The sequence below is a fragment of the Mesorhizobium sp. L103C119B0 genome, from assembly GCF_000502235.1.
Taxonomy (GTDB): Bacteria; Pseudomonadota; Alphaproteobacteria; order Rhizobiales; family Rhizobiaceae; genus Mesorhizobium.
Genome location: NZ_AYXE01000003.1, coordinates 235617 through 261769 on the forward strand (window position 1 = coordinate 235617; position 26153 = coordinate 261769).

The 26153-nt window shown below is 63.8% G+C and carries 24 protein-coding genes; 14 read left to right on the forward strand and 10 right to left on the reverse strand.

Annotation, left to right across the window (positions count from 1 at the left end; genetic code table 11):
• Positions 1-2: 2 nt before the first annotated feature.
• Positions 3-785 carry a FadR/GntR family transcriptional regulator gene (locus X728_RS160485; RefSeq protein WP_023712091.1) on the reverse strand — a complete coding sequence of 261 codons (783 nt, stop codon included), beginning with the start codon at positions 783-785 and terminating at the stop codon, positions 3-5.
• Positions 786-964: 179 nt separating this feature from the next.
• A complete protein-coding gene (locus X728_RS160480) occupies positions 965-1954 on the reverse strand; it encodes a sugar-binding protein (RefSeq protein ID WP_023673050.1) in 990 nt (329 codons plus the stop codon).
• Positions 1955-2369: 415 nt separating this feature from the next.
• Between X728_RS160480 and X728_RS160475 the strand changes: the two genes are divergently transcribed.
• The 12 genes from X728_RS160475 (at position 2370) to X728_RS160420 (ending at position 13430) form a co-directional block, all read left to right on the forward strand.
• Positions 2370-3161: an ATP-binding cassette domain-containing protein gene (locus tag X728_RS160475; RefSeq protein WP_245259973.1), complete on the forward strand. Its 792-nt coding sequence runs from the start codon at positions 2370-2372 to the stop codon at positions 3159-3161.
• Between the two features lie 41 nt (positions 3162-3202).
• A complete protein-coding gene (locus X728_RS160470; RefSeq protein WP_023673048.1) occupies positions 3203-4201 on the forward strand; it encodes an ABC transporter permease in 999 nt (332 codons plus the stop codon).
• A gap of 39 nt (positions 4202-4240) precedes the next feature.
• Positions 4241-5011, forward strand: coding sequence for an SDR family oxidoreductase (locus tag X728_RS160465; RefSeq protein ID WP_031194897.1), 771 nt, complete (start codon positions 4241-4243; stop codon positions 5009-5011).
• A gap of 150 nt (positions 5012-5161) precedes the next feature.
• A complete protein-coding gene (locus X728_RS160460) occupies positions 5162-5989 on the forward strand; it encodes an AraC family transcriptional regulator (protein WP_023830801.1) in 828 nt (275 codons plus the stop codon).
• Positions 5990-6102: 113 nt separating this feature from the next.
• On the forward strand, positions 6103-6546 hold the full coding sequence (locus tag X728_RS160455) for an SRPBCC family protein (RefSeq protein ID WP_023746977.1): 444 nt from the start codon (positions 6103-6105) through the stop codon (positions 6544-6546).
• A gap of 16 nt (positions 6547-6562) precedes the next feature.
• Complete coding sequence (locus X728_RS160450) at positions 6563-7357, forward strand: FAD binding domain-containing protein (RefSeq protein ID WP_023830802.1); 795 nt, start codon at positions 6563-6565, stop codon at positions 7355-7357.
• 60 nt (positions 7358-7417) lie between these two features.
• Positions 7418-7900 (forward strand): (2Fe-2S)-binding protein, encoded by a 483-nt coding sequence (locus tag X728_RS160445; RefSeq protein ID WP_023826543.1) that lies wholly within the window; start codon positions 7418-7420, stop codon positions 7898-7900.
• 11 nt (positions 7901-7911) lie between these two features.
• Positions 7912-9279: a xanthine dehydrogenase family protein molybdopterin-binding subunit gene (locus X728_RS1000000172035; protein WP_023830803.1), complete on the forward strand. Its 1368-nt coding sequence runs from the start codon at positions 7912-7914 to the stop codon at positions 9277-9279.
• 1 nt (position 9280) lies between these two features.
• Positions 9281-10285: a molybdopterin cofactor-binding domain-containing protein gene (locus tag X728_RS1000000172040; RefSeq protein ID WP_023733134.1), complete on the forward strand. Its 1005-nt coding sequence runs from the start codon at positions 9281-9283 to the stop codon at positions 10283-10285.
• Between the two features lie 7 nt (positions 10286-10292).
• Complete coding sequence (locus X728_RS160430) at positions 10293-11174, forward strand: MoxR family ATPase (protein ID WP_023830804.1); 882 nt, start codon at positions 10293-10295, stop codon at positions 11172-11174.
• Between the two features lie 232 nt (positions 11175-11406).
• Positions 11407-12543: a VWA domain-containing protein gene (locus X728_RS160425; RefSeq protein WP_023830805.1), complete on the forward strand. Its 1137-nt coding sequence runs from the start codon at positions 11407-11409 to the stop codon at positions 12541-12543.
• The gene (locus X728_RS160420) at positions 12543-13430 is read left to right on the forward strand and encodes an amidohydrolase (protein ID WP_023830806.1); all 888 of its coding nucleotides are present in this window, start codon (positions 12543-12545) and stop codon (positions 13428-13430) included. The genes X728_RS160425 and X728_RS160420 overlap by 1 nt, the downstream gene beginning before the upstream one ends.
• A 45-nt stretch (positions 13431-13475) precedes the next feature.
• On the opposite strand, the gene X728_RS160415 is transcribed toward X728_RS160420, so the two are convergent.
• The 7 genes from X728_RS160415 to X728_RS160385 form a co-directional block, all read right to left on the reverse strand.
• Positions 13476-13883, reverse strand: coding sequence for a carboxymuconolactone decarboxylase family protein (locus tag X728_RS160415; RefSeq protein WP_023668181.1), 408 nt, complete (start codon positions 13881-13883; stop codon positions 13476-13478).
• A gap of 245 nt (positions 13884-14128) precedes the next feature.
• Positions 14129-15625, reverse strand: coding sequence for a sugar ABC transporter ATP-binding protein (locus X728_RS160410; protein WP_023714820.1), 1497 nt, complete (start codon positions 15623-15625; stop codon positions 14129-14131).
• A complete protein-coding gene (locus X728_RS160405) occupies positions 15625-16674 on the reverse strand; it encodes a hypothetical protein (protein ID WP_023830807.1) in 1050 nt (349 codons plus the stop codon). The genes X728_RS160410 and X728_RS160405 overlap by 1 nt, the downstream gene beginning before the upstream one ends.
• On the reverse strand, positions 16671-18794 hold the full coding sequence (locus tag X728_RS160400) for an SMP-30/gluconolactonase/LRE family protein (protein ID WP_023830808.1): 2124 nt from the start codon (positions 18792-18794) through the stop codon (positions 16671-16673). Before X728_RS160400 ends, X728_RS160405 begins: the two co-directional genes overlap by 4 nt.
• Positions 18795-18872: 78 nt before the next feature.
• Entirely contained in the window at positions 18873-19898 is a 1026-nt protein-coding gene (locus tag X728_RS160395) for a sugar ABC transporter substrate-binding protein (protein ID WP_023668177.1), read from the reverse strand.
• Between the two features lie 60 nt (positions 19899-19958).
• Positions 19959-20945, reverse strand: coding sequence for an ABC transporter permease (locus X728_RS160390; protein ID WP_023668176.1), 987 nt, complete (start codon positions 20943-20945; stop codon positions 19959-19961).
• Positions 20946-21217: 272 nt separating this feature from the next.
• On the reverse strand, positions 21218-22651 hold the full coding sequence (locus X728_RS160385; protein ID WP_023830809.1) for a DHA2 family efflux MFS transporter permease subunit: 1434 nt from the start codon (positions 22649-22651) through the stop codon (positions 21218-21220).
• Between the two features lie 109 nt (positions 22652-22760).
• Here X728_RS160385 and X728_RS160380 point away from each other — a divergent pair, with 109 nt between their 5' ends.
• Together X728_RS160380 and hutH are read left to right on the forward strand one after the other, a co-directional pair.
• On the forward strand, positions 22761-23762 hold the full coding sequence (locus X728_RS160380; RefSeq protein WP_023687938.1) for an ornithine cyclodeaminase family protein: 1002 nt from the start codon (positions 22761-22763) through the stop codon (positions 23760-23762).
• Positions 23759-25267, forward strand: coding sequence for a histidine ammonia-lyase (gene hutH / locus X728_RS160375; RefSeq protein WP_023687937.1), 1509 nt, complete (start codon positions 23759-23761; stop codon positions 25265-25267). Before X728_RS160380 ends, hutH begins: the two co-directional genes overlap by 4 nt.
• Here hutH and X728_RS160370 read toward each other — a convergent pair whose 3' ends face one another.
• Positions 25268-26071, reverse strand: coding sequence for a 3-methyl-2-oxobutanoate hydroxymethyltransferase (locus X728_RS160370; protein WP_023682254.1), 804 nt, complete (start codon positions 26069-26071; stop codon positions 25268-25270).
• Positions 26072-26153 lie beyond the last annotated feature (82 nt).

Consider the following 26153-nt stretch of genomic DNA (forward strand, 5'->3'; position numbering starts at 1 on the left):
TGTCAGCGCCTCGACCGGCCGATAACATCGTCGGTGTTGGCGAGCAGTTTGTGCACCGCATTGCGCGCGGCCGCAGGACGCTGCAGGCGGATGTTCTTCTCGATCGCCTCATGCAGCGCCTGCGCCCGCCGCTGATCGCTGGTCTCGCGTGTGACGAAGACAAAGAGATGATCGAGCGCCGACTCGATCAGAACGCCAAGCGGCACCAGCAGATCGTTGCCCGAGGCGCGCAATATGGCGAGGTGAAAACGCGTGTCGGCGCGGATACGCTCCTGCAGGTTCAAAGCCTCGCCCATCTCACGACAGGCTTGGCTGATCTCGTCCATCTGCTCGTCGCTGCGCCGCGTGGCGGCAAAGGCCGACGCTTCCGGCTCGATGATGTGACGGAACTCCTGCACCGTGCGCAGGAAGGCCTCCCGGTCCGGCCCGGTCGCGTACCAGGCCAGCACATCGCGGTCGAGCAGGTTCCAGCGTTCCCTGGGCTCGACCCAGCTGCCGATCTTGGGCCGTGAAGCCAGCAGGCTTTTGGCCATCAGCATCTTGATGGCTTCGCGCACCGCCGAACGACTGACATCGAAGGTCTCGGCCCATTTGGCCTCGTTGGGCAGAATCGTGCCGGGCGGATAATCGCCTCGCACGATTCTGAGGCCGATCTCGCCGGCCAGCGAGACATGGACGCTCGCTCCCGGAAAATGCGCGGCACCGGCCCTGCGCATGACAGCCGGACCGCGGCTGGCTTGTGCCTTGGCCCGCTCGGCTCGCTTCTTTGATTTCTCGTCCGGCATTCACGTTCCAATGCGTCGGCCGTCTGCGTCCGGACTGGTCCGAACCTGCACGGCGCGCCGATCTCGTTGCCGAAAATCCAAACTACAGACGCGTCAAAGCCGGAGCCTGCTGCCCCAACCGTTGCGTCCGTCCGGGAAGAGACGGGGCGCCCGTCAAAGGGCGCCCCGAAATCGAGAACCTACTTCTGGATGCAGGTGTCGACCGTGTCCTTGGTGCATTCGTCGAGGCCGGTGAACACCGGATCGGCGACGGCCTTGCCTTCGACCAGATCGATCATCACCGATGGTGCCTTGTAGCCCATTTCGAACGGCCGCTGACCAACCAGAGCAGTTACAAGGCCGTCACGGGCGATCGCCACTTCATCGCCGATCGTATCGGCGGCACCGATGACGAAGTCGTTGCTGGCGATGCGGTCCTTGAGCGGCCCGAACAGGTCGCGATAGGGCTGCGGTGCGCCAAACAGCGGCCAGCCGCCCATGATGCCGAAGGCGTCGAGCTTGGGATTGGCGGCGAGGATGTCGGTCATCGCCTGCACGCCCTTGGCGCCGTCGTCATTGGTGAACACCGGGCAACCGGCAACTTCGGTCCAGCCGCCTTCGCCGGCAAGTGCCGCCAGGCCTTCCTTGCCCGACAGCGCGTCACGCATGCCCTGCGCCCGGCGCAGGATGTTGTCGGCCGCGGGATTGCCTTCGATGGTACAGATCGTGCCGCCGTTCGGCTTGCCCTTCTTGATGTACTCGCCGATCTTGTGACCCATCAAATAGTTGTCGGTGCCGAGATAGGTCTTGCGCAGCGCGGCATCTTCCTTGCTGAGATCGGCGTCGAGCGTCATGATCGGGATCGTCGGATTGGCGGTCTTGATCGTCTGAGCGATCAGCGGCGCGTTGGATGGCGAAATCGCCATTGCCACCGTGTCGGCCTTGCTCAGCATGTCCTGAACGATCTGCGCCTCGCCGGCCTCGTCCGAGGTCGACGCCGGGCCGGTGTAGAAGCATTCATATTCCGAGCTGGCATTTTCCTTGTTCCATTTCTCGCAACCCTGGTGGATGGCTTCGAAGAATGGATTGTCGAGACCCTTCACCACGATGACGAGCTGTTTCTTGGCCAAAGCCGGCCCGGCGCCCAGCGCCATGGCGGCGACGGCGGCGAGCAAAAGTGTTTTCCTCATGTCAGTCCTCCCTTGAAACAGACGGACACGGCGTGCCCGCCACACAGATCGACCGGATGCTTAATGACCGAGGTTCGTTTCACGAGCACTCGTGTCGCCAAGACAGATCGATAAGCATTTCCAGATGCGGCATTGGCCCGGCTCAACACATGGGTGGCGCCGCAACCTCGACCGATAAACCTCCGCCGATTCCGCCCGGCTAACCGCCAGCGGCATCGGCATAATCTCCTCCGACGCTTAGCTAATATCGGCTTGCGGCCAACGTCAATGCTATTTGTCCTACAAAACGGATTTTTGGATAACCAACGCTTCAATTCGTCCGACAATTGATTGACGAGCGCCGGCTTTTGCGTAAAAGAACGCTGACGCTGTTTCCGGGAGGAGATGGGGAGAGCGGGGCCAAAGCAGCGCCGGCATTCACGCCGGGAACAGCAGCGGGTCGCAAAACACGGGGAGGCAAAGACTGGTGGCGGTTCTCGAACTCACCAATATCTCGAGGCATTTCGGCGCCATCCAGGCGGTCAACGACGTATCGCTGTCGATCGAGCCCGGACAGGTGGTCGGCCTGATGGGCGACAACGGCGCCGGCAAGTCGACACTGGTCAAGATGATCGCCGGCAATTTCCGCCCCAGCCATGGCGTCATGCGCATGGACGGCAAGGAGTTGATCCTGCACAAGCCGGCGGAAGCTCGCCAGCACGGCATCGAGATCGTCCACCAGGACCTGGCGCTGTGCAACAATCTGACCGCCGCCGCCAATGTCTATCTCGGCCGTGAATTGCGCCGCGGCCTCGGCCCTTTACGCATCCTCGACTATGCCGCCATGTACAAGCGCGCCGGCCAGCTCTTCGCCGAGTTGAAGTCCGAGACCCGTCCGCGCGACCTCGTCAAGCAGATGTCGGGCGGCCAGCGCCAGGCAGTAGCGATTGCCCGCACCATGCTGTCGCAGGCCAAGATCGTGTTGATGGACGAACCGACGGCCGCGATCTCGGTGCGCCAGGTCGCCGAAGTGCTGAACCTGATCCGCCATTTGCGCGACCAAGGCATCGCAGTGGTGCTGATCAGCCACCGCATGCCTGACGTGTTCACCGTTGCCGACCGCGTCATCGTCATGCGGCGCGGCCGCAAGGTCGCCGACAAGACGATTGCGTCAAGTTCGCCCGAGGAAGTCACCGGGCTGATCACCGGCGCCATCGAACAGGTTTGATCTCAGCGAATTTCACCACGCACAGCACATGAAGGTCGACGATGGCACTGACAATTGACCAGCCGATCGAACAAAAACAGCAATCCTTGCCGGCAAGACTGTTTGCCAGCCAGACCTTCTGGGTGGTGATCGCGGTCATCCTGGCCTGCCTGTTCCTGTCTTTTGCCACCGACGCCTTCGCCACGTCGAAGAACCTTTACAACATCACCCGCAACATCACCTTCGTCGCCATCATCGCGCTCGGCATGACCTTCGTCATCATCACCGGCGGCATCGACCTGTCGGTTGGATCGGTGCTCTGCCTGTCGTCGATGGTGCTGGCCGTCACCATGCATGCCGGCTACTCCATAGAAGTCGGCATCCTCGCCTCGATCGCCACTGCGCTCGCCATAGGCGCCTTCAACGGCATCATGATCGCCTATCTCGGCTTTCCACCCTTCGTGGTGACGCTCGGCATGCTGTCGATTGCCCGCAGCCTCGCCATGGTCGCCTCCAACAACACCGTCGTCTTCCAGTTCGGCCCGGATCACGACAAGCTTCTGGCGCTGGGCGGCGGCGCCTGGGTGTTCGGCATCGCCAATCCGGTCCTCTACATGATCCTTCTGGCGCTGATCACCGGATTCACGCTGCGCTGGACCAAGTTTGGCCGCCACATCTTCGCCATTGGCGGCAATGAGCACGCGGCGACGCTGACCGGCGTTCCCGTCAAGCAGATCAAGGTCGCCGTCTATATGATCTCGGCGCTGGCGGCGGGCATTGCCGGCATCATCCAGACCGGATGGCTTGGCGCCGTCACCACCAATCTCGGAACCGGCATGGAACTGCAGGTCATCGCAGCCACCGTCATCGGCGGCGCCAATCTCGCCGGCGGCGTCGGCACCGCTTTCGGCGCCATTGTCGGTGCCGCGCTCATCGAGGTGATCCGCAACAGCCTTGGTCTGCTCGGCATCAATGCTTTCTGGCAAGGCGTGTTCATCGGCGGCGCCATCCTGCTCGCGGTGCTGTTCGACCGGATCCGCAACTTCAGGCGCAATGACTGAATGTTTTTGGACTGAACCTTTCGGCTGGAAACCGTTGCCTTGACATCGAAATCCCTGTTCGAGCTCAACGGCCGGCTGGCGCTGATCACCGGCTCCGGCCAGGGCATCGGCCTGGCGCTGGCGCGCGGCCTTGCCGAGCATGGCGCAAGTGTCGTGCTCAACGGCCGCGATGCCGGCAAGGTTGCCGGTGCTGTCGCCGGCTTGCGCGACGCCGGCTTCAAAGCGCACCCCTCGACCTTCGACGTGACGGATTTTCGCGCGGTCGATGCCGATGTCGCCCGCATCGAGGCCGAGATCGGCGCCATCGACATCCTGATCAACAATGCCGGCGTGCAGTTCCGCGCTCCGCTCGAGGACTTTCCCGAGGAGCAGTGGGAGCGGCTGTTCAAGACCAATGTCTCCGGCGCCTTCCATGCCGGCAAGGCGGTCGCCCGCAATATGATCGCGCGCGGCAAGGGCAAGATCATCAACATCGGCTCGGTGCAGAGCGAACTCGCCCGGCCCAACATCGCGCCCTATACGGCCACCAAGGGCGCAATCCGCAATTTGACACGTGGCATGTGCACCGACTGGGCGAAATACGGCTTGCAGATCAATGCCATCGCCCCCGGCTATTTCCGCACCGAGATGAACCAGGCGCTGGTCGACAACCAGGAATTCTCCGCCTGGCTGGAAAAGCGCACGCCGGCTGGCCGCTGGGGGTATGTCGACGAACTGATCGGCGCCGCCGTGTTCCTCGCCTCCGACGCCTCATCCTTCGTCAACGGCCATACGCTTTATGTCGACGGCGGCATGACGGCTTCGGTTTGACGGGAAACCCTATCGCTCAGTCTGAAAATCCACCACTGCGGCCGGCAGCACACAGCGGCTTTCGCCCCGCGCCTTGACGCGACCCCGAACTCAGCCGCACAATCCCGTTGCAGGCGAAGGGAGGCCAGTCGTCTGCGGGAGGTATAACCCATGACGGACGCGATCAGGCTCTATTGGGGCCGGTTCGGACATGTTTCTGTCCTGAATGTCGCCAGCGACTTCGTCACCCATGCGCATGTCGAGGCCCACATCATCATCTGGCTGGAGGGCACGGCCGGCGAGATGACCGTCGGCCGCGAGACGGTGCCGCTGGGTCCCGGCACCGCCGCCGGCATCAATTCCTACCAGCCGCACAGCCACATTCTGTGGCAGAACGGCAGGCCCGGCCTGTTCCTCGCCTTCTACATCGATCCGGATTGGGCGCGCCGGCGCCGCGACCTGCCTTCGTCGGCGCCGTTGTTTGCACAGGCTGCAATCACGCTCGAACCCTGGCTGCATCAGGCCGCCGCCAACCTGCTCGACCATTTGAGCGATAATGAAAGCATCGACGACGTCGCCAATTACGAGATCGAGCGCTTCATCGATAGCCTGCTCGACGCCGCCGACGCCTCGGCGCCGCAGGAGGCGCGCATCCGGGTCAACACAATGCAGGATTTCCGCGTCCGCAAGGCAATCCAGCTGATGAAGGCCAATGTCTGCGAACGCATCTCGTTCGACGACGTCGCCCGCAGCGTCGGCCTGTCGCGGCCGCACTTCTTTGCTTTATTCAAGGAACAGACCAATCTGACGCCCAATGTCTACTGGAACACGCTGCGCATGGAGGAAGCCGTGCGGCAGCTGCAGTGGTCGCAGGAGCCGCTGATCTCGGTCGCCTGCAATCTCGGCTTCACCACCCAGGGCAATTTCTCGCGCTTCTTCCGCGACCATGTCGGGGTGCCGCCGACGCTTTACCGCGAGGCGGCGCGGGCCATGGCCTGAGCCAAGCCGCTCGTTTTTCAGACTCCTTGATAGGGCCGCAAGACCCATTGATAAGCGCAGCGCCGGCCGCCGCCCTACCCTGCAGCGTATCGAATTCGTAGGGGAATGATCATATGGCTGAAGTCACCGTCTCCAGCGTCATCGACGCGCCGGTCGAAAAGGTCTGGGCGCGCATCCGCGACTTCAACGGCCTGCCGGGCTGGCATCCGCGCATGGTCAAGAGCCATATCGAAGACGGCAAGAGCGCCGAAACCATCGGCTGCGTGCGTAGTTTCGAGCTCGCCAGCGGCGCGCGTATCCGCGAAAAACTGCTCGACTTCTCCGATGCGGATTTCCGCGTCAGCTATTCGATCCTCGAAACGCCGCAACCGCTGACCAATCACAAGGCGACGCTGCAATTGCGCCGCGTGACAGACGGCGACCGCACCTATGCCGAATGGACCGCGAGCTTCGACGCGGCACCCGACGAGGCCGACAAGATCGCCGCCGGCATGGCCGCCAATGTCTTCCAGGGTGGCTTCAATGCGTTGAAGAGCCATTTTTCTGGCCAGAGCTGAGTCAGGGGAGACTGCCATGGCGCTTGCCCTCCAGACCTTTTCGGCCGTCAGGGATGCCAACTCGGCGCTGAAGGCGCCCGGCACCCGCTATCTCGGCGGCGGCACACTGGTCGTGCGCGCCGCCAATGAAGGCGATATCTCCGTCTCCGGCCTTGTCCGCTCGACCGATCCGACCCTTTCCGGGATCACTGTTGCCGGCGGCAAGGTCCGCATAGGCGCTTCGGTGACGATGGCGGCTATCGCCCGCCATCCGGAGCTTGCGGCGCTGTCCAAGGCCGCACGCGCCGTCGGCGGCCCGGCAATCCGCAATATGGCGACTGTCGGCGGCAATCTGTTCGCACCCGCGCCCTACGGTGATTTCGCTGTCGCCCTGCTGGCGCTGGATGCGACGGTTGGCACCGATGATGGGGAATTGCCTATCGAGGATTTCCTGGCCAAGCGGGACGGCAGCCGCGCCATCGTCACGTCAGTCGCCTTCGCACTGCCGAAGGCTGAGAATTTCCGCTTTCTGAAAGTGTCGCGGGTCAAGCCGAAGGGCGTCTCGGTGCTCAGCATCGCCGCCGTTCTCGAACAGGCCGGCGACGGCACTGTCTCCTCGGCGCGGATCGCGCTCGGCTGCATGGCAGACCGGCCGATGCGCGCCCGCGCTGCGGAAAAGGCACTGATCGGCAGCAGGCTTGACCAGGGCGGCATCGCAGCGGCGCTGGCTGCAGCCGGTGAAGGCACTTCGCCAATCACCGATCCGATCGCCAGCGCCTGGTATCGCGCCGAGGTTCTCCCGGTCCATCTCGGCCGGCTGCTGCTTACTTAACCACCGCTTGGGGGGCGCGCGTCTGTCCGATCAATCGGGCAGGCGCGCTGGGAGGAAAACATGGCAAAGGTTCCGGTTCAGTTCACGCTCAACGGCTCGGAGAAGGCCGAATTTGTCGACAGCGGCACGACACTGCTGCACGCGCTGCGCGACAAGATCGGCGACACCTCGCCCAAGGGCGGATGCCACCAGGGCACCTGCGGCGCCTGTTCGGTCATCATCGACGGCGAACTCCGTCTCTCTTGCCTGATCCTGGCCGAGACCTGCAGCGGCGCCGACATCCGCACCACATCGGGCCTCGCCGAGGCCGGCGTGCTGCACCCGCTGCAGCGTGCCTTCCTCGATGCCTTCGCCACGCAATGCGGCTTCTGCACGCCGGGCATGATCATGGCCGCCAAGGTGCTGCTCGACCACACGCCCAATCCGAGCCGCGAGGATGTGAGCGAGGCGCTGTCCGGCAACATCTGCCGCTGCACCGGCTACGAGCCGATCATCCAGGCGGTGCTGACCGCGGCCCGAGCCAATTCGCAGAACGCGGCCTAAGGACCAAAAGAATGGAACTGCGCAAAAACTATTTCGCCGATCAGCGCAAGGACGGCCTGCACGAGATCGGCCATGGGCGGCCTCGGCTGGATTCGCAGGGCCATGTGACGGGCAAGACCGCCTATTTCGCCGACCGCAACTTCCCGAATATGCTTCACCTGAAAATGGTGCGCAGTCCGCACCACCATGCCCGCATCCGTTCGATCGACACTTCCGAAGCGGAGAAGCATCCCGGCGTGGTGAAAATCCTCACCGCCAAGGATGTGCCGCACAATGTCTACACCATCCTGATCCTGATCCAGGTCGGACCGGAAGACGAGACGGTGCTGGCCGACGGCAAGGTACGCTGGAAGGGCGAGGCGGTGGTGGCGGTGCTGGCCGAGACCGAGCGAGCGGCTCAGGAAGCGGCAGCCAAGGTCAAGGTCGATTATGAGGTGCTGCCGGCCGTCTTCGACATGGAAGAAGCGCTGAAGCCCGGCGCGCCTTTGGTCAACGAATATCACGGCCAGAATTATTACCTCTATGACCGCGGCGAATGCCGCAAGGTGCGCTTCGGCGATGTCGAGGCGAGCTTCGCCGGCGCCGACCACATCCTCGAACAGAGTTATCAATCCTCGCCCATCGAGCATGCGCCGACCGAGACCACCGGTTGCGTCGTGGTGCCCGAAGGCAATGACCGCTTCACCTGCTACACCAACACCCAGGCGATGTTCTTCACCCTCGACAACGCCTCGATCATCCTGCAGATGCCCGGCTCAAAACTGCATTTCGTCGGCGGCACTGTCGGCGGCGGCTTTGGCGGCAAGGTCGACGTCATCGTCGAGCCGATCGCCATTCTTGGCGCCAAGCTCACAGGACGTCCCGTCTCCTTCATCTACAGCCGCGAGGAGGAGATGCAGATCTCGTCACCCCGAGCGGCCGAAAAGATAATCATCAAGGATGGCGTGATGAACGATGGCCGCATCGTGGCTCGCAAGGTGACCGGCTACACCGATGCCGGCGCCTATTCGCGCCACTCGCCTTATGGCGCGCAGAAGGGAGCGGCGCACTATCCCGGCCCCTACACCATTCCCAATGTCTGGATCGACACCTACTGCGTCTACACCAACCGCACCCCCTCCTCCGCGATGCGCGGCTTCGGCGTCACCATCGGCGACTTCGCGCTTGAGGTGCAGATGGACAAGCTGGCGCGGCTGATCGGCATGGACCCGCTCGAATTCCGCTTCATCAACGCCTATCGCGATGGCGACATGAAGGCGCATCGCCAGCCGACCGAAGGAGCGGCGCTGATCGAGTGCATGCAGGAGGCGTCGCGCGCCTCCAACTGGCCTGTGGCGGAGAAGTATATGGCGATGTCCTCCTACAAGAAGGGAGCTTGAGATGGCGCTAAGGCGCGGACGCGGCGTCGCCGCGATCAACTATCCGACGGGCATGAACCTTGGCGGCGACCCGACGCAGGCGCTGGTGCATTCGACGCCGACCGGCAATTTCATGGTGACGCTTTCCAGCGTCGATCTCGGTCAGGGCTTGAAGCAGATCATGGCGCAGATCTGCGCCGAGACCATCGGCGTGCCGACGGACCGGGTTACCATCGACACCGCCGACACCGACACCGGTCCGCACTGCATGGGTACCTTCGCCTCGCGCGGCACCCACCGCGCCGGCAATGCCGTCATCCAGGCGGCCAAGGAAGCGCGCCAGGTGATGTTGGAAGTGGCGGCGGAAGAGCTGGAGGTCAACGCTTCCGACCTTGAGACTGACGGCCAGGGCAATATTCTGGTCAAGGGCGCGCCGCAAAAGTCGATCTCGATCTTCGATGTCGCCTTGTCGGCGCATTTCAAGCGCGGGCGCTCGATATCCGGGCGCGGCATGTTCCTGATCCCGCGCTCCTATCCGGAGAAAGAGACCGGCGCGATGAAGCCGTCGACCTGCTACGCCCATGCCTGCACGGTGGCCGAAGTCGAGGTCGATGACGAGACGGGCGAGGTTACGGTGCTGACCGTGAAGAACGTCTTTGAGATCGGCCGCGCGCTGAACCCGAAAATGGTCGAGCAGCAACTGGTCGGCGGTTCCTGGATGGGCATCAGCCACGCGCTCTACGAAACGACCGAGCCCTATTATCCCAACCGCGACCATGGCGGCACCGACTTCAACCAGTATCTGATGCCGGGACCGGGCGATCTCGCCCAAACCGAGATCATCGTGCTGGAGCGGCCGTCGGCGGATGGTCCTTACGGTGCCAAAGGACCAGGCGAAATGTGCGCGAACCCGCAGATCCCCGCGGTTGCCAATGCCGTCTTCGACGCCGTCGGCGTGCGCATCGACACGCTGCCGATCACACCGGAGCGCATATTGCGCGCGCTGAAGGCGCAAGCGGCGAACTGAGGACGACATGCAGGAGCCGAATGCCGTGACTGTCGCGACCTCGCCGGAGGCAGTGGCACAGCATCTCGCTGCTTCGCGCTACCTCGCCGACGACAGCCTGGCCACCGCCATCTTCCTGGCGATACGGCTCGGCAAGCCGCTGCTGCTGGAAGGCGCGCCCGGCGTCGGCAAGACCGAAGCTGCCAAGGCGGTCGCACAGCTCCTCGGCCGAGATCTGGTGCGGCTGCAATGCTATGAAGGCATCGACGCAGCACACGCGCTCTACGAATGGAACTACCAGCGCCAGCTGCTCGCCATCCGCCATGCCGGCGAGCATGAGATCGACATCTACGACGACCGCTTTCTGATCGCGCGGCCATTGCTGCAGGTGCTGCGGGCGCCGGAGCAGCGCGTGCTGCTGGTCGACGAGATCGACCGCTCCGACCACGAATTCGAAGCGCTGCTTCTCGAATTCCTTTCCGATTTCCAAATCAGCATCCCTGAGCGCGGCACGATCCGCGCCGAGGCGCAGCCGATCGTCATCCTGACCTCGAACCGAACCCGCGAACTGGCGGAGGCGCTGCGTCGGCGCTGCGTCTATCACTGGATCGGCTATCCCGACGCCGAGCGCGAAGCCGCCATCATCATGCTGCGCGCCGGCGATGTCGCCGAGACCACCGCCCGCGCCGTGGCGGCCGCTGTGGAGGAGATCCGCGTCCGCCCGCTGGCCAAGCCGCCCGGCATCTCCGAGGCCGTAGAATGGGCCAACGCCGCCACCATACTGGAGAAAGGCGGCAGCCCATGGCCGCAAGCCTTCCGCCGCGCCATCGGTGTGCTTATCAAGGACGAGGAGGATTTGTCCGCGATCGCGCCGGAGCTTGGCCGGATTATCGAGGAGGCGCTGGGGTGACGTGTGAGGTCAACAGCTCGTTCACAGCGAGGTGGCCTCACCTGGGCACTCTGCAACGCTGGCGGGACAGCGCCCCCCTCTGTCCTGCCGGACATCTCCCCCACAAGGGGGGAGATCAGCCGTCATCCTGGCTTTCGCCAATCTCCAGCGGCGCAGAAAGAACCGAAGCGCCGAAGCCAATCTCCCCCCTTGAGGGGGAGATGTCCGGCAGGACAGAGGGGGGCGCGAAGGAATGATGCGTCAGGGAACCCTTCCTCTCGCCTCCGCGCCCTTCCTCCACTTCGCCCGGCTGCTGCGCCGCCACGCCTTTGCCGTCGCCCCCGAGCAGGTCTCCAGCTTCATGCAGGCGGTCACCCTGCTCGGTCCCCGCTCGATGGCCGACATCCGCGAGGCGGCGCTCGCAACGCTTGCCCCCCCGCCCGATCGCCGCGGCGAATTCGAGGCGCATTTCCGCAGCCATTTCTACGGCGACGCCAGACCCTCCGTCGAAGGCGAAGAAGACGAGGAAACCCGCATCAAGGACGATGGCGGCACGCGCCAGGAGGAGAAACAGACCACGCGCCAGGAGAAAGGCGGCGAGCTGTCGTCGGCAATCGAACAGCTCAGCAGCCGCGATTTCCTCCGCAACGACGACGGCCTTGGGCCCTTCCGCCGCAAGCTCGCTTCAGCCCTGCCCGCCCGCCGCTCATTCCGCACCGTGCGCACCCATTCGCGCGGCAAGCTCGACCTGCGCCGCTCGCTCAGGGAAATCGTCAGCGCCGATGGCGATATCCCCTCGCCGCAGCTCCGCCGCCGCCAGACGGTGCCGCGCAAACTGCTGATCCTCATCGACGTTTCCGGCTCGATGAAGCTGCACACATCGGATTATCTCAAATTGGCGCACGCCGCCGTACAAGGTGCTGACCGTGCCGAAATCTTCACCTTCGGCACGCAGCTCACCCGAATCACGTCCGCACTGCGTATCCGCGATCGCGACCAGGCTCTCGCCCGAGCGGCGGCACTCGTAGACGACTGGGACGGCGGCACGCGCATGGGACCGACCCTGCTCGCCTTCCTCTCGGTGCCCCGTTTCTCAGCCTTCGCCCGCGGCGCTGCTGTGATCATCCTGTCGGACGCGCTGGAGCGCGGCGACCATGCCGATCTCGAGACCGCAATGCGCCGACTGAGCGCCCGCGCCTTTCGGCTGTCGCTGGCCACACCTTTGGCCGGCGATCCGCGCTTCCAGCCGGCAACAGCGGCGTTGCGCGCCATCTTGCCCGATCTCGACGATCTCATCGACGGCTCTTCGCTCGGGAGTCTCACCGATTTCATCCTGTCGCTCGCCCGCCCTGCCCCGGCGGCGTCGGCAATCTGGAAAAGGGTATCGTGATGCAGAAAGCCATCGACGCGCATTTCCACATCTGGCGCCAGCAGGATCAGCCCTGGCTGGTCGGCCCGATGGTGCCGCGCATTTTTGGCCCCTACGAGCCGATTCGCCGCGACTATCCGATCGAGGAATTTCTCGCCGATCAGCAAGGCGCAGGTGTCGAGAAGGCCGTCTATGTCCAGACCAACTGGGCCAAGGAGGATTTCGAAAAAGAAGTCGCCTTCCTGCAGAAGACTGCCGACGAGACCGGCTGGCCGCACGCTATCGTCGGCTATACCGATATGACTGTCGACGATGTCCGGCCCCAGATCGATCGATTGAAAAAGTACCCGCTGCTGCGCGGCGTGCGCATGCAGCTGCATTGGCACGAGACGCCGGCCTTCCGCTTCGCTGCCTCGGCCGATCAGGTCATCGACCCCAAGGTGCGGGCCAATGTCGCGCGGCTTAAAGACTATGGCCTGTCCTTCGACCTGCAGCTTTTCCCTGCCCAGATGAAGGACGGGCTGACGCTGGTCGGCGAGAACCCGCAGATCAACTTCATCCTCACCCATGCCGGCATGCTGACCGGCATGGAGCCGGAAACCACCGAGGCCTGGAAAGCCGGCCTGAGTACGCTATCAACAGCGCCGAACTTCTACGCCAAGCTGTCGGGCCTCGGCACCTTCGCCCACCGCAACGATCCGGCGTTGATTGCCTACATCGTCGACAATGCCATCGACATTCTGGGCGCTGACCACCTGATGTTCGGCTCCAACTTCCCGATCGAAAAACTCTGGACGACCCATGCCGAACTGATCAAGGCGCACCGCGCCGCGGTAGGCAAGCATGGCGCAGCCGCCGAGGCGGATATCCTCTGGAACACGGCCGAGAAGGTTTACAGACCGGCATAGCGCACTGCTTCCCCTCTCCCACAGGGGAGAAGGGAAATCCGCCCCTCACCTCACTTCAAACTCAGGATCGACCGGAATCTGCATCGCCGTCACCAGATGGTTGGTCTGCCCGGCCAGCCCGATGATCGACACCATCTCGCCATGCTGCGCATCGGTCATGCCTTTGGCGCGGGCGGCTGCCGTATGCGAATGGACGCAGTAGGAGCAGCCATTGGCGGTCGACACCGCGATATAGATCATTTCCTTGGTCAGCGGGTCGATGGCGCTCTCCGTGGCCATCACCACCTTCACCTGTTCCCATGTCCGTTTCAGCAAGGCCGGATCGTTGGCGAGCCCACGCCAGAAATTGTTGACGAAATCCGATTTGCGCGTCGCGCGGATGTCATCGAACACAGCCTTCGCAACCGGGATTTTTTCGACCTCAGCATCGCTGAGGAGTTTTGTGGCGGCCATGGCGTTTCCTTTCGTTGAATCGGTGGATCAGGTGGTTGAATCAGGTCTCGAGCAAGGGCGGCTAACCGGCTATTCCGATTCAGTTTTTGATGCTGACAGAACCATGGCGATTGGCCGAAGCATCTCAGCTTCATTCACGTGCGAAGCAGGCGCGAAGCGCCGTCGCGGAGACCCGAGGATGACGAAGGCGCTGAGGCCTTCGCCAATTGGCGACGTATGCGCACCCTCAAACACCGACCAGAAACCTAATGAACCGCCGCATACATGATCTTCTCCTCCGTCGCCTCGGCGGGCGAAAACTCCTCGACCATGCGGCCCTGCCGGCACACCAGAATCCGGTCCGACAGGTTCATGATTTCCGGCAGGTAGGACGAGATAACGACGACGGCCAATCCCTCGTCGGCCAGCCGGTTGATGATCTGGTGGATCTCGGCGATGGCGCCGACATCGACGCCGCGCGTCGGCTCGTCGAAGATCACGATACGCGGCTGCTGCACCAGCCCCTTGCCGATCACCACCTTTTGCTGGTTGCCGCCGGAAAGCTCGACCACGCGGGCATTGTCGTTGATCGCCTTGATGTTCAGCGTCTTCGTCCATTCAGCGGAAAGCGTGCGCATCTCCTGCTGGTTGATCACCCAGGCCTTTTCGCGGCCCGCCGCCAGCAGCCCGCCGAACAGGTTCTCGGCGATGCCCATCGTCTCGAAAATGCCCTCGCTCTTGCGGTCCTCGGTAACATAGACGATGCCGTCGGCGACCGCCTCACTGGGCACGAGATAGCGCACCGGCCTGTCGTCGAGTTCAATCGCGCCACCGCGCAAAAAATCGCGCTTGTAGATGCCGGAGACGATCTTGAAGGTCTCGGTGCGGCCGGAGCCGATCAGCCCGAACACGCCGGTGATCTGTCCCTCGAAGATCGAGAAGGAGGTGTTGCGCACGACATTGCTCATCGAAATGTCCTGCACCGACAGCACCTTCTTGCCGGCCTTGCGCAGCCTGGCCTCGTCGCGCTGGCGATAGATCTGTCCCGACAGTGTACGCCCGACCATGGCGGCGACGATCTTGTCGCGATCGAAGGCCGATGTGTCGTCGGTTATGACCAGCTCGCCATCGCGCAGGATTGTGATGCGGTCGGCGATCATCAGCGCCTCTTCCAATGCATGGCTGATGAAGACGATCGAGACGCCGTTCGCCTTCAGCCGCCGGATCAGTGCGAAAAAGTGCCGCTTCTCCTCCGGCGTCAGCGTCGCCGTCGGCTCGTCGAAGATGATGATCTCGGCATTGTGGTGAACGGCGCGCGCGATCTCGACCATCTGACGCTTGGCCGCGCCCAGCGTCGCCACCATGGCGTTGGGGTCGACCGGAAAGTTCAGCGACTGCAAAAACTGCTGCGCCGAAATGTAGGTGCCGCGCAGCCGGTTGAGGAATTTTTCGGTGCCGAGATAGAGGTTTTGCGCCACCGTCATCGACGGCACCAGGCTGGTCTCCTGGAACACCATGGCGATGCCGGCCTCGAGCGCCGCATGCGGCGAGGCGTAGGCGATCTCGCGGCCTTTGTGGAACATCTTGCCTGAGGTGGCGTCGACGACGCCGGCGATGATCTTGGTCAGCGTGGATTTGCCGGCGCCGTTCTCGCCGAGCAGCGCGTGGATTTCGCCCTTGCGCAGTTCGAAGCTGACTTGTCTGACCGCGGGCACGCCGCGATAGTTCTTGGTGACATTTTCCAGGCGCACGATCGGTTCCATCAGAGACCTCCTGCGTCGATGGCCAGCACGCAATCGCCGCCCCTGGAGGCGATGAACAGGCGGCCGTCCGTTTCCGCCACGCTGCAGATGCCATGGCGCGTGCCGTCGGCGCGGCTGTGCAGGCTGAATTGCGGCTGCATGGTCCGGTCGAGCCTGACCACCAGCCCATAGGAGCGGCTCGGCGACCAGGGCTTGTGGATGCCCATGGTGCGGATGCCGCCGCATTGCAGCGGTTCGAGGAAGCTGCGATTGGAGGCCAAAGCCGGCGCGATCCAGTAGGCCGGCGCCACCTGGTCTAGCATGTCGCGCCGATAGTGGGTTTCCTGGAGAACGAATTCGATCAGCCGGTTGCGTGGCGCGAACAGAGCCAGCCACGCGCCGCCATCGCCGGCCGGCGCGAGGCGCGCGGGATAGCCGGGCAGATGCGTCAGCACCGTCGAGCGGCTACAGGTTGCACCATCGAAGCGAACGAGTTGGTGACGCCAGCTTTCGCTGACCAGCACATCCCGCCCCGTGGGATAGAGCCCATAGGGAAAGGCGATCTCGCCGGCCACTTTGCGGAACCCGCCGCCGGCTGCGTCCCGCCTCCAAAGCGATCCGGACGCGCCCTTCTTCATCAGGTCGGCGGCCCATAGCGACGGCGCATGCTCAGCCGAGCCATTGGCCAGCCACAACGTGCCGTCGTCTGCATAGGCAAGCGCGGTGATGCAGCTGACGCCGGCCGGCAGCGAAACCTCCTTGCCGGCAACCAGCAGCTTGCCGCTTTCCAACCCCACCGTCAGTTCGCCCGACAGTGATAGAGCCAGCGCCGTGATGGGGGAAAGAAAGGTCCCGACAACCTTCGGCTCCACCCCTGCGGCAAGCGAATATACCGCATTGCCGCTGGAAACGAGCAGCCGGCCATCGGCAACCAGAAGATTGTCGGGCTCCGTCAAATCGGCGAACACTGGCGCCTCGTCCAGCCGCGTGTTGGGACGGAAGGCACCGTCGAGCGGTGGGATGGTCACCGCCTTGCCACGAAACAGGTCGAGCACAGGATCGAGGATCATGGCTTCGCTCCCCAATAAGAAGCGGAACTGGTCCAGTTCGGGTCGGCGCCCGCAATCTTGTAGCGGCCGATGCGGTTGTTAAGGATGCCGCCGACGAACAGGAAACCCTTGTGCTCGCGCATCGAGGTGACCATCGGATGCGCGCCGCCGGTGAGGTCGCCCATCGCCTCGACAATGCCGCCCTTGTCGTTGAATTTCACCACGCCGCCGGTGTTGATGTTGGGGAACAGCCACTCGTCCTGCGGCAGCCGGCGCGTCATGCGCTTGCGCATATCGGGATGGCGCAGCGACAGGTCGAAGCTCGGCGTGCGCATGCCGAGCCATGCCATCCAGTAATTGCCGTCCGAGGCGCGGTTGATGTTGTCGGGATAGCCCGGCATGTCGCGGATGACGCATTCGGCGGTGCCTGCTTTCGGCCCTTCCAGCCAGTATCGATGCACACGGCAGGCCCAGCTCTCAGCGAAGAACAGCGACTTCCCGTCATGCGCCATGCACACGCCATTGGTGTAGCGGTAGCCGTCGAGCAGTGTCTTCGTCGAACCGTCCTTCGGGTCATAGACCAGCAGCCGGCCGGTGGCGCGGTTCTCGATCGAGTCCAGCGCCCAATCGTGGGCGTCATAGCGCTTGGTGGAGTCAGTGAAATAGATCCGCCCGTCCGGCGCGATGTCGCAATCATTGGGGTCGCGCAGCCGCGCATCGTCGACGATCGAGGTCCAGGAGCGCGACGTCTCCGCCGACAGGCGTTTCACATCCCGATCCGGCGAGACGGAATAGAGCCCCATGGCGCCGACGCAGCTGATCAGATTGCCCGATTTGTCGAAGGCCAGGCCCAGCGGAAAGCCGCCGATATGGGCAAACACCTCCGATTTCATATAGTCCGGCGCGAAGAAGCGGACGATCTCGCCATGGCGCGTGCCGCAATAGAGGTGATCGTCGCGGTCGAGGATGACGTCTTCCGGCCCTTCCAACTCGCCGAGCCCGATATGGTCGGCCGCCGACAGCCGGTTGTCGAGCGCGTAGGGCGTGCCTGAGCCCGGCACCGCAGACTGTGTCTCGCCCATCTTGAGATAGACCGGCGCGACATAGACTTCGTTGAGCACCTTATGGCGGTTCTTCAGCCAGCGGATGTCGATCGTCACCGCCACCGCCAGCATGATGCCCAGCACCATCTGGTTGGTGCCGGTGCCATAGCCCAGCCGGATCAGCCCGTTGGTCATGGTCAGCACGATGATGGCGCCCATCAGCCCCTTGATGACCGAGCCGCGGCCACCACCCAGGCTGACGCCGCCGACCACCGCCGCCGTCAGCGCCATGATCTCCAGGTTGAGGCCGGTGCCCGGCCCTGCCCCACTCAGGCGGCAAGCGATGAGGAAGCCGCCGATCGAGGCGCAGAAGCCGGAAAAGACATAGGTCATGAACACGGTGCGGCGCACGCGAATGCCGGCATTGTGCGCCGAGCGCCGCGAGCCGCCGACCGCCAGCACATGCCAGCCCGGCCGTGAGCGCGTCAGCGCGATATGGGTGACGATGGCAAGAATGATCGCCAGCCACACCGAGACCGAAAGCCCCCAGAAGGTGCTGTCGCCGATGAAGTCGAGCACATCCGATGTCGCCTGGGAAAGCTGCACGTCGGCGGCGTAGGTGGTGACGAGAATATCGAACAGCGCCCGGCCGAAGATGAACGTCACCAGGGTGGTGAGGAAGGCGCGCAGCTTGAGGTAGCCGACGAGGTAGCCGTTGACGGCGCCGAAGATCAGGCCGGTGGCAAGCGATGCCGCCAGCGCCAGCCAGATAGACTGTTCGAGGATGAAGAAGACATAGACGGCGGAGAAGCAGGACAGCGCGAAGATCGAGCCGACGGACAGGTCGATGCCGCCGCCCAGCATCACCACCGTCATGCCGGTGACCACCATCGAGAACTCGCCGAGCTGGCGGGTCGATTCCTGCAGCGAGGTCAGCTTGAAGAAGCCGGGAATGATCGAGCCGAACACGCTGAGCGTCGCCACCAGCGCCAGGAACGGAATGGCGTTGTCGGTCCAGCGTTTTGTCAGGATCTCGCCGACCAGATGGTCGGGCACGAGATTGTAGCGCCAGGACTGGAGGCGTTCGCGAAAGGACATCGGCGGCTGCTATTCCATGAGGGAACGAGGTGACCGGATTGTCCAGTCACCTCGTTTATTTCAGTCGAAAAGCGCGGCTTACTTCGCCGCCGCTTCGGCCTGCAGCGCCTTCAGGTCCCAGCAGCTGTCGGGCTTGAGGTCGGCCTTGGTCGTAGCCTTCTCCAGCGTGTAGATGTAGGTGTGCGACGTGCCGGCCGGCTGGCCGCTCTGCAGCAGGAACTTGATGATAGCGTTCATGTCGCCGGACTGGCGGGCAAGGTCTGTCATGACAACGGCGCCATAGGTGCCGTCCTGCAGCTTGTCGCAATCGGCCGCCTTCTCGCCGCCGCCGGTGGTGACCAAAAACACCTTGCCGTCGAGCTTGGCGTCGCGGATGGCGGCGGATGCGCCGGTGGCGTCGCCATCCCAGAAGTCGATGATAGAGCAGATGTCCGGGTTCTGCTGCAGCATTGTCGTCGTCACGTTGCGCGACGTCGTCGGATCCCAGTTGGAGTCGGGCTTGGCCACGACTTTGAAGTCGGGGTGCTTCTCCAGCACCTTCATGATGCCGGCATACTGGTAGAGACTGGACGAGTTGGCCTGATCACCCTGCACAAGGCCGATCTTCTTCGACGAATTCTCGCCGCAGCCCTTGATCGCCGCTTCGGCCTCGAGTTGGCCGAGCCGGTCCCAGTCACTGCCGACAAAGGCGTCGGCCGGGAAGTTGGCGGGATTGTCGACCAGTATGACGTAGGTTCCGGCAGCCTGCGCCTTCTTCATCAGCTTGGAATAGGAGTTGAGATCCGGCGCATGGATGATCAGCACGTCCGGCCTTGTGTCGGACGAGATCGCGTCGGTGATCGCCTGTGCGCCGGCATCGACGACCCAGTTCGGATCGCGTGTTTCGAAGGTGCCGCCCCAGGCTTCGACTTCCGTCTTCAGATAGTGCGACCAGCCCTGCGCAAGGTCGAAGCCCATCGCCAGCGGCACCAGCATGACGCGCTTGCCCTTGAGCGCCTGCGCGTAAGCGGCCGGGCCCGGATCGTCGGCGGCGAAGGTCGGCGCGACGAAGGCGGTAGCGGCAAGCGCCGTGGCGGCCGCCATCAGTGTTCTGATCAGTTTCATGTCACATCCTCTGTTTTTCACTTATTGCCGGCCGGTCGGCATGACCCGGTCGGGTACCCCTTAGATGTCGCCCTGCTGCGCGGTCTGTTCGTCACGCGGATTGATGATGCCGTCGACGATGATGGCTCCGAGCAGGATCGCCGCCTTGATCAGGTTTTGATAGAGCAGCGGAATGTCGATGATGGTCATCGCGTTCGACAGGATGCCGATCAGTGCAGCGCCCACCAGCACATTGCGCACCCCGCCCCGCCCGCCGGAAAGGCCGATGCCGCCGATCACCGCCACCAGCACGATGTCATAGAGCAGCGTCGAGTTGACGACGCGGGTATTGATCGAGTGCAGGCTCGACGCCGTCAGCAGGCCGGCGATCAGCGCGACGAAGGCCGAAACCACATAACGCAGCACCAGCATTGGCCGCACCGGAATGCCGATGTTGCGCGCGGCGACCGGATTGTCGCCGGCGAAATAGATGTAGCGGCCCCATTTGGTGTAGCGCAGGAACAGGAAGAACAGGAAGGCGAGCCCGGCGAAGACGAACACTTCGATCGGAATGTCGAGGAAACGCAGGCCGCCGAGCAACTCCACCCAATGGCCCTGAGGCACCGGCACCGCATCCTGTGTGATCAGTTGCGAGCGGACATAGCCGAAGACGAAGGAGCCGGTCGCCAGCGTCACGAAGATCGCCGGCACGTCGGCATAGGCGACGAGAAAACCGTTGAGCAGGCCGATGGCGAGCACGCCTGCCAGCACATAGGCGAAGGCGAGCCCATCAGGCGTTCCGGCGTTGAGCAATTGTAGATACCAGGCGACCGACATCGCCATGATCGCCACCGCCGACAGGTCGATGCCCCTGCCGATTATGACGACCGCCATGCCGAGCGCCAAAATGCCCAGCACCGACACCGAGCGGACGATGGCAACGAGATTGTTGGCAGCGATGAAACCAGGCAGCCCAATGGCAGCGGCGACGAACAGCACCACGGCGATGGCAAAGACAATGCCTTCCTGATTCAGGCTCCTGACATTTGGCCAGCCAATCGTGTTCATGTCTGCATTCGCCCCGATGGCAGCTCTGCCACCCCTTCCGAAGAAAGCTAATCGGCTCGGCGCCGCTTCGTCAAATGAATCCGCGCTCGGAACACCCGTTGGCAGTGATAATCTTCCAGTGGACGCACCGATTGCTAGAACTGGCGCAATGCTAGGAAAAGGCTGCGCTTTTGGCATTTGGTTGCGCCATTGCGCGTATGCGCGAAGGTGCCGTTCTGAGGCGAAAGCACAAGGCGGAATTAATTGCCGCCTGAGCGGCGAAAATCGCGAATTCAGGTCCTGGACGTGTGGCCTGAAACTTCGGCGCCTGCACCGGGCGGCAGCACGAGGAACCGCAACGCCGCCACCAGCCCGATGGCGCCGATGATCAGGAAGGCGATGCGAAAATCGACGAGGTCGAGCGCCGGCCGGTCCCTGACGATCTGCGACAGGTTGAGAATGGCAGCCGCCACCGCCACGCCGAACAGCATCGATATCTGCTGCAGCATGGACGACAAAGTCGCCGCCGAGCTGCGCTGCGCGGCATCGATGTCGGCGAAGGCCAGAGTATTCAGCGCCGTGAACTGCATCGAGCGCGTCAGGCCGGCGATCAGCATCAGCATCACTACCAGCGCGTGCGGCGTTTCGGGCGAGATCGCCGCGCAGGCCATGATCGAGGCCGAGGCGATCAGGCCGTTGACGACCATGACCGTGCGAAAACCAAAGCGCCGCAGCGTCGGCGTCGTCACCGTCTTCATGCCGAGATTGCCGAGGAAATAGGCCAGGATCATCAAGCCGGCATCGACCGGCGAAAGGCCAAAGCCGACCTGAAACAGCAGCGCCAAAAGGAACGGCGTGGCGTTGATCGCCACGCGAAAAATGGTGCCGGCGGCAAGCGTAGAGATGGCGAAGGTCTGCACCCTGAACGCGCTGAGATCGAGCAGCGGATGCGGCGCGCGCCGGAGATGCCGCACCGCCAGCCAGCCGATGACGATGCCGGCGGCAACCAGCAGCACGGCGGGCAAGGCGCCGTCTTCCGGATGTGCGATGCGCTCAAGGCCGTAGAGCAGCAGCGCGAGCCCCAGCGACGTGAGGAAAAACCCCGGCCAATCCAGCGGCTTGGGATCGGCCGCGCGGTCGCCCGGAATGAAGCGCGCGACCAGCGCCAGCCCGACGAGCCCAAGCGGGACGTTGATGAAGAAATTCCAGTGCCAGGAGAGATAGGTTGTGATGAAGCCGCCAAGCACCGGCCCGACCACGGGCGCAAACAACGCCGGCCAGGTGATCAGCGCCGTGGCGTTGAGCAGCTCCGATTTCGACGCATTGCGCAGCACCAGAATTCGCCCGACCGGCGTCATCAGCGCGCTGCCAAGGCCTTGCACGACGCGAGCGGCAACGAACTGAGGCAGACTTTGCGAGAAGCCGCAGGCCAGCGAGGCCAGCGTGAACAGTACGATCGCCAGCAGGAAGATGTTGCGCGCGCCGAAGCGGTCGGCAAGCCAGCCCGACAGCGGCACGAACACTGCCATGGTCAGCATATAGGCGGTGATGCCGATGCTCATCGCCACCGCCGGCACGCCGAAGGATTGTCCCATCTGCGGCAGCGAGGTCGAGATGATCGTCGAATCCAGCAGCTGCATGAAAAAGGCGATGGCAACGATCAACGCCACGCGCCGCGCATTGCTGGCGGTTACGGCGGAGGCCTCGGTGTCGGGAACGGCAGTCATGGCGAACCGCGTTGAACAGCATATGGCTGGCCCCGTCCAGAGCTTATCCAACAAACTTCCGTGTCGGCTCGCAGCCTGTTATGGATGGGCGGGCGGCCAAGGACATTGCATGAAGCCTATCTATATCGACTACCTCAATGGCCTCGATATCGAAGCCCTGGAGATGACCGACGGCGAAATCATTGCCGCTGTCGAAGCCGGGCTTATCGCGCAAGGCAATGGCCAGACGGTGATCGAGCCGCGCGTCCATCTTGAACCCGCCCCTTCCTTCCATGGCCATTTCAACGTTCTGCGCGGCTACGTTGCGCCGCTCGATACGGCGGGCGTGAAAATCGTCGGCGACTATGTCGACAACTATCTGCACGGGCTCCCTTCAGAATTTGGCATTTTGAACCTGTTCGATCCGCGCACCGGCACGCCGCGCGCCATTCTCGACGCCACCGTCATCACCGACATGCGCACCGGCGCCGTCACCGCCATTGGCGCCAAACATCTGGCGCGCAAGAACTCCAAGGTGCTGGCCCATATCGGCGCGCGCGGCACCGCCTATTGGAATGTGCGCCTGCTCGACCATCTCTTCGACTTCGACGAGATCCGCGTCCATTCGCGCCGCCCGGAAAGCCGCGACGGCTTCGCCGCCAAACTCTCGGCCGATCTCGGCAAGAAAGTTACCGCGGTTGCCGACTGGGAAAGCTGCATCAAGGGCGCCGACATCGTCGTCGAGGCCTCGCGGCTGCCGGAGCCGCAGCCGCTGCTCAAGACCGAATGGATCAAGCCCGGTGCGCTGGTCGTGCCCTATGGTACGATGAGCGCGGTGGAGCTGTCATTGACCGACATCATGCAGAAAATGGTCGTCGACGACTGGGGCCAGTGCAAAGGCGGCAAGTTCGGCTCGCTGCGCGCCCATGTCGAGACCGGGCGGCTGAGCGAAGCGACGCTGCACGCCGAGCTCGGCCAGATCGCTGCCGGTCTCAAGCCGGGACGCCAGAGCGACGACGAGACGATCCTGTTCTGGCATCGCGGCCTGTCGCTGTCCGACATTGCGCTGGGCAAGGCGATGCTGGCCAAGGCTGCTGATAAAGGCATCGGCCAGAGGCTGCGCTTCGCATGAGCGCGCTCGTCCTCACCGGCGCCGGCGTCAGCGTCGAGGACGTTGCGCAGGTCGCCCGCGGCGGCCGCAAGGTCGAGGTTGAACCGACAGTCATCGAGAGGCTCGACAAAGCGCGAAAAGTGCTCGATCAGGTCGCCGCGTCCGGCCAGCAGATTTACGGCCTCAACACCGGGCTCGGCGCCAATCTCGGCACGTCGGTCGAGGGCGATGCCAGCGCCTTCCAGCGCCAGTTGCTGGAAGGGCGAAGCGGCGCTGTCGGCGAGCCGCTGCCGCAAGAAGCGGTGCGGGCGACCATGTTTGCCCGTGCCGCGATGTTCTCTGTTGGCGGTTCCGGCATTTCGCCGGCGGCTTTCACCGCCCTTGTCGATGCGCTCAATGCCGGCGTGCATCCGGTAATGCCGCAGCTGGGCTCGATCGGCGCCGGCGATCTCGTGCTGATGACGGCGCTCGCCCGTCTGCTGACCGGCGACGGCGAAGCTGACTATCAGGGTCGGCGCATGCCGGCGGCCAAGGCGTTGATGATGGCGCGGTTGGCTCCGATCAGCCTGGCGCCGAAAGACGGCCTGTCGCTGATCAACGCCTCGGCGGTATCAGCCGGCACTGGCGCGTTGGTACTGGCCGACGCGCTGTCGGCCTTTGCGCAACAGCAGCAGGCCGGCGCGCTGACCATGGAAGGGTTTGGCGCCAACCGCACCATCCTCGATCCGCGCCTGCATCTGGCGCGGCCGGCAGCCTGCCAGCAACTCGCGGCCAAGGGCCTGCGCGACCTGCTTGCCCGTGACGAGGAGCCGGCGCCGACCACCTTGCAGGACCCGTTGTCGATCCGCTGCATGCCGTCGATCCATGGTGCATTGATCCAGGCGATCGATCAGGCGCGGCTGGCGCTGGAGATCGAACTCAATGCCGCCGCCGACAATCCGCTGGTGCTGGGCGATGACGGGCTGGTTCTGTCGACCGGCAATTTCCACACCGCATCGCTGGCGCTTGCCTTCGAGACGCTCGGCCTGGCGATCGCGCAATGTGCCGCGGCAAGCGTTGCCCGCTTCATCCAGCTCGCCGGCTCCGGCCGCAACGGCCTGCCAAAATATTTGTCACCGGTCGGCGGCGCCTCGGCCGGTTTCGTGCCGCTGCAAAAGACCGCAACGGCAATCCTGGCCGGCATCCGCCACAAGGCCAATCCGGTGATGCTGGATTTCCTGGCCGTGTCCGAAGGCGTAGAGGACCACGCCACGCAGACGCCGCTTGCCGTGTCGAAATGCGCCGGGATGATCGCGCTGTGGCGACGGCTGATCGCCTTCGAACTGATGGCCGCCGCACAGGCCGTGGACCTGCGCGACGGTCTCAAGCTGGCGCCCGGCACAGCAGCGGTCCATACCGCGGTGCGCGCGCATGTAGCGATGCTCAGGGAGGACCGGCCGCTGGGAACGGATGCCGAGGTGCTCCATGCCATGCTCGCTGACGGAACATGGCAAGGTGCAGCGATGATCGGCAAGGAGGCCGAGTAGTTAGCCCTTTGCGTCCACCCGTTTCATGAACAGGCTGAGCTCGGCCGGATCCATGCGCACGACATGCCTGTCTTCCGGATAGGCGCCGCTATCGACGTCGGCAACGTACTCGGAAAACGCCGCGACGCGTTCCGCCTGCAGACGATCGTACTCGGCGGCGAAGTTGCGGTAGACCTTGGAATGGCGCGGCATGTGGCCCCGGTTCTGGCCAAGAATATCGTCGGCAAACAGATATTGCGCGTCGCAGCCGGTGCCCGCACCCATCGACAGCATGATCAGCGAGGTCCGTTCCGAGATCGCCTTCGCCACCTCGATCGGCACCACTTCGATCTCGGCGCCGAGAGCTCCAACGGCCTCATACTGCTTGACCGCCTCAAAAATCTGCATGGCGGTGTCGGCGGTCTTGCCGACGGCCTTGAAGCCGCCGGTCCAGGTGGCGCGGGACGGAATGAGGCCGACATGGCCGATGACGGGGATCGCGTCGTCGGCGAGCCGCTTCACGGTGGCGAAACCGGCGCTGCAATAAACGGCGTCGGCGCCGGCCTTGTAGAGCCGGAACGCCCAGCGCAGGAAATCGTCCGCCGTGCCGATCTCATAAAAATTCTCGCCCGGCATGGTGAACAGGCTGGGCGCCGCATCGCGATACTCAGGGTTGAGCACCAGCTCGGGCGGCACCGAGACGATATCGACCCCTGCCCGCTCGGCAGCCTCGGCCTCGTCCATGGTCAGGACGCGCAGCATGGTCAGCTGGCGCTTGCCCTTCATGGCGCGCAGATCGGCGACGGTCGGTCTCTTTCGGCTCATCGGGATGTCCCTGTTGGCTGGTTGCTTTTCCCGGTCACCTTACCGGCCCCGTAACAGGCCGGATAGAAGGCGGGTGGTTTAT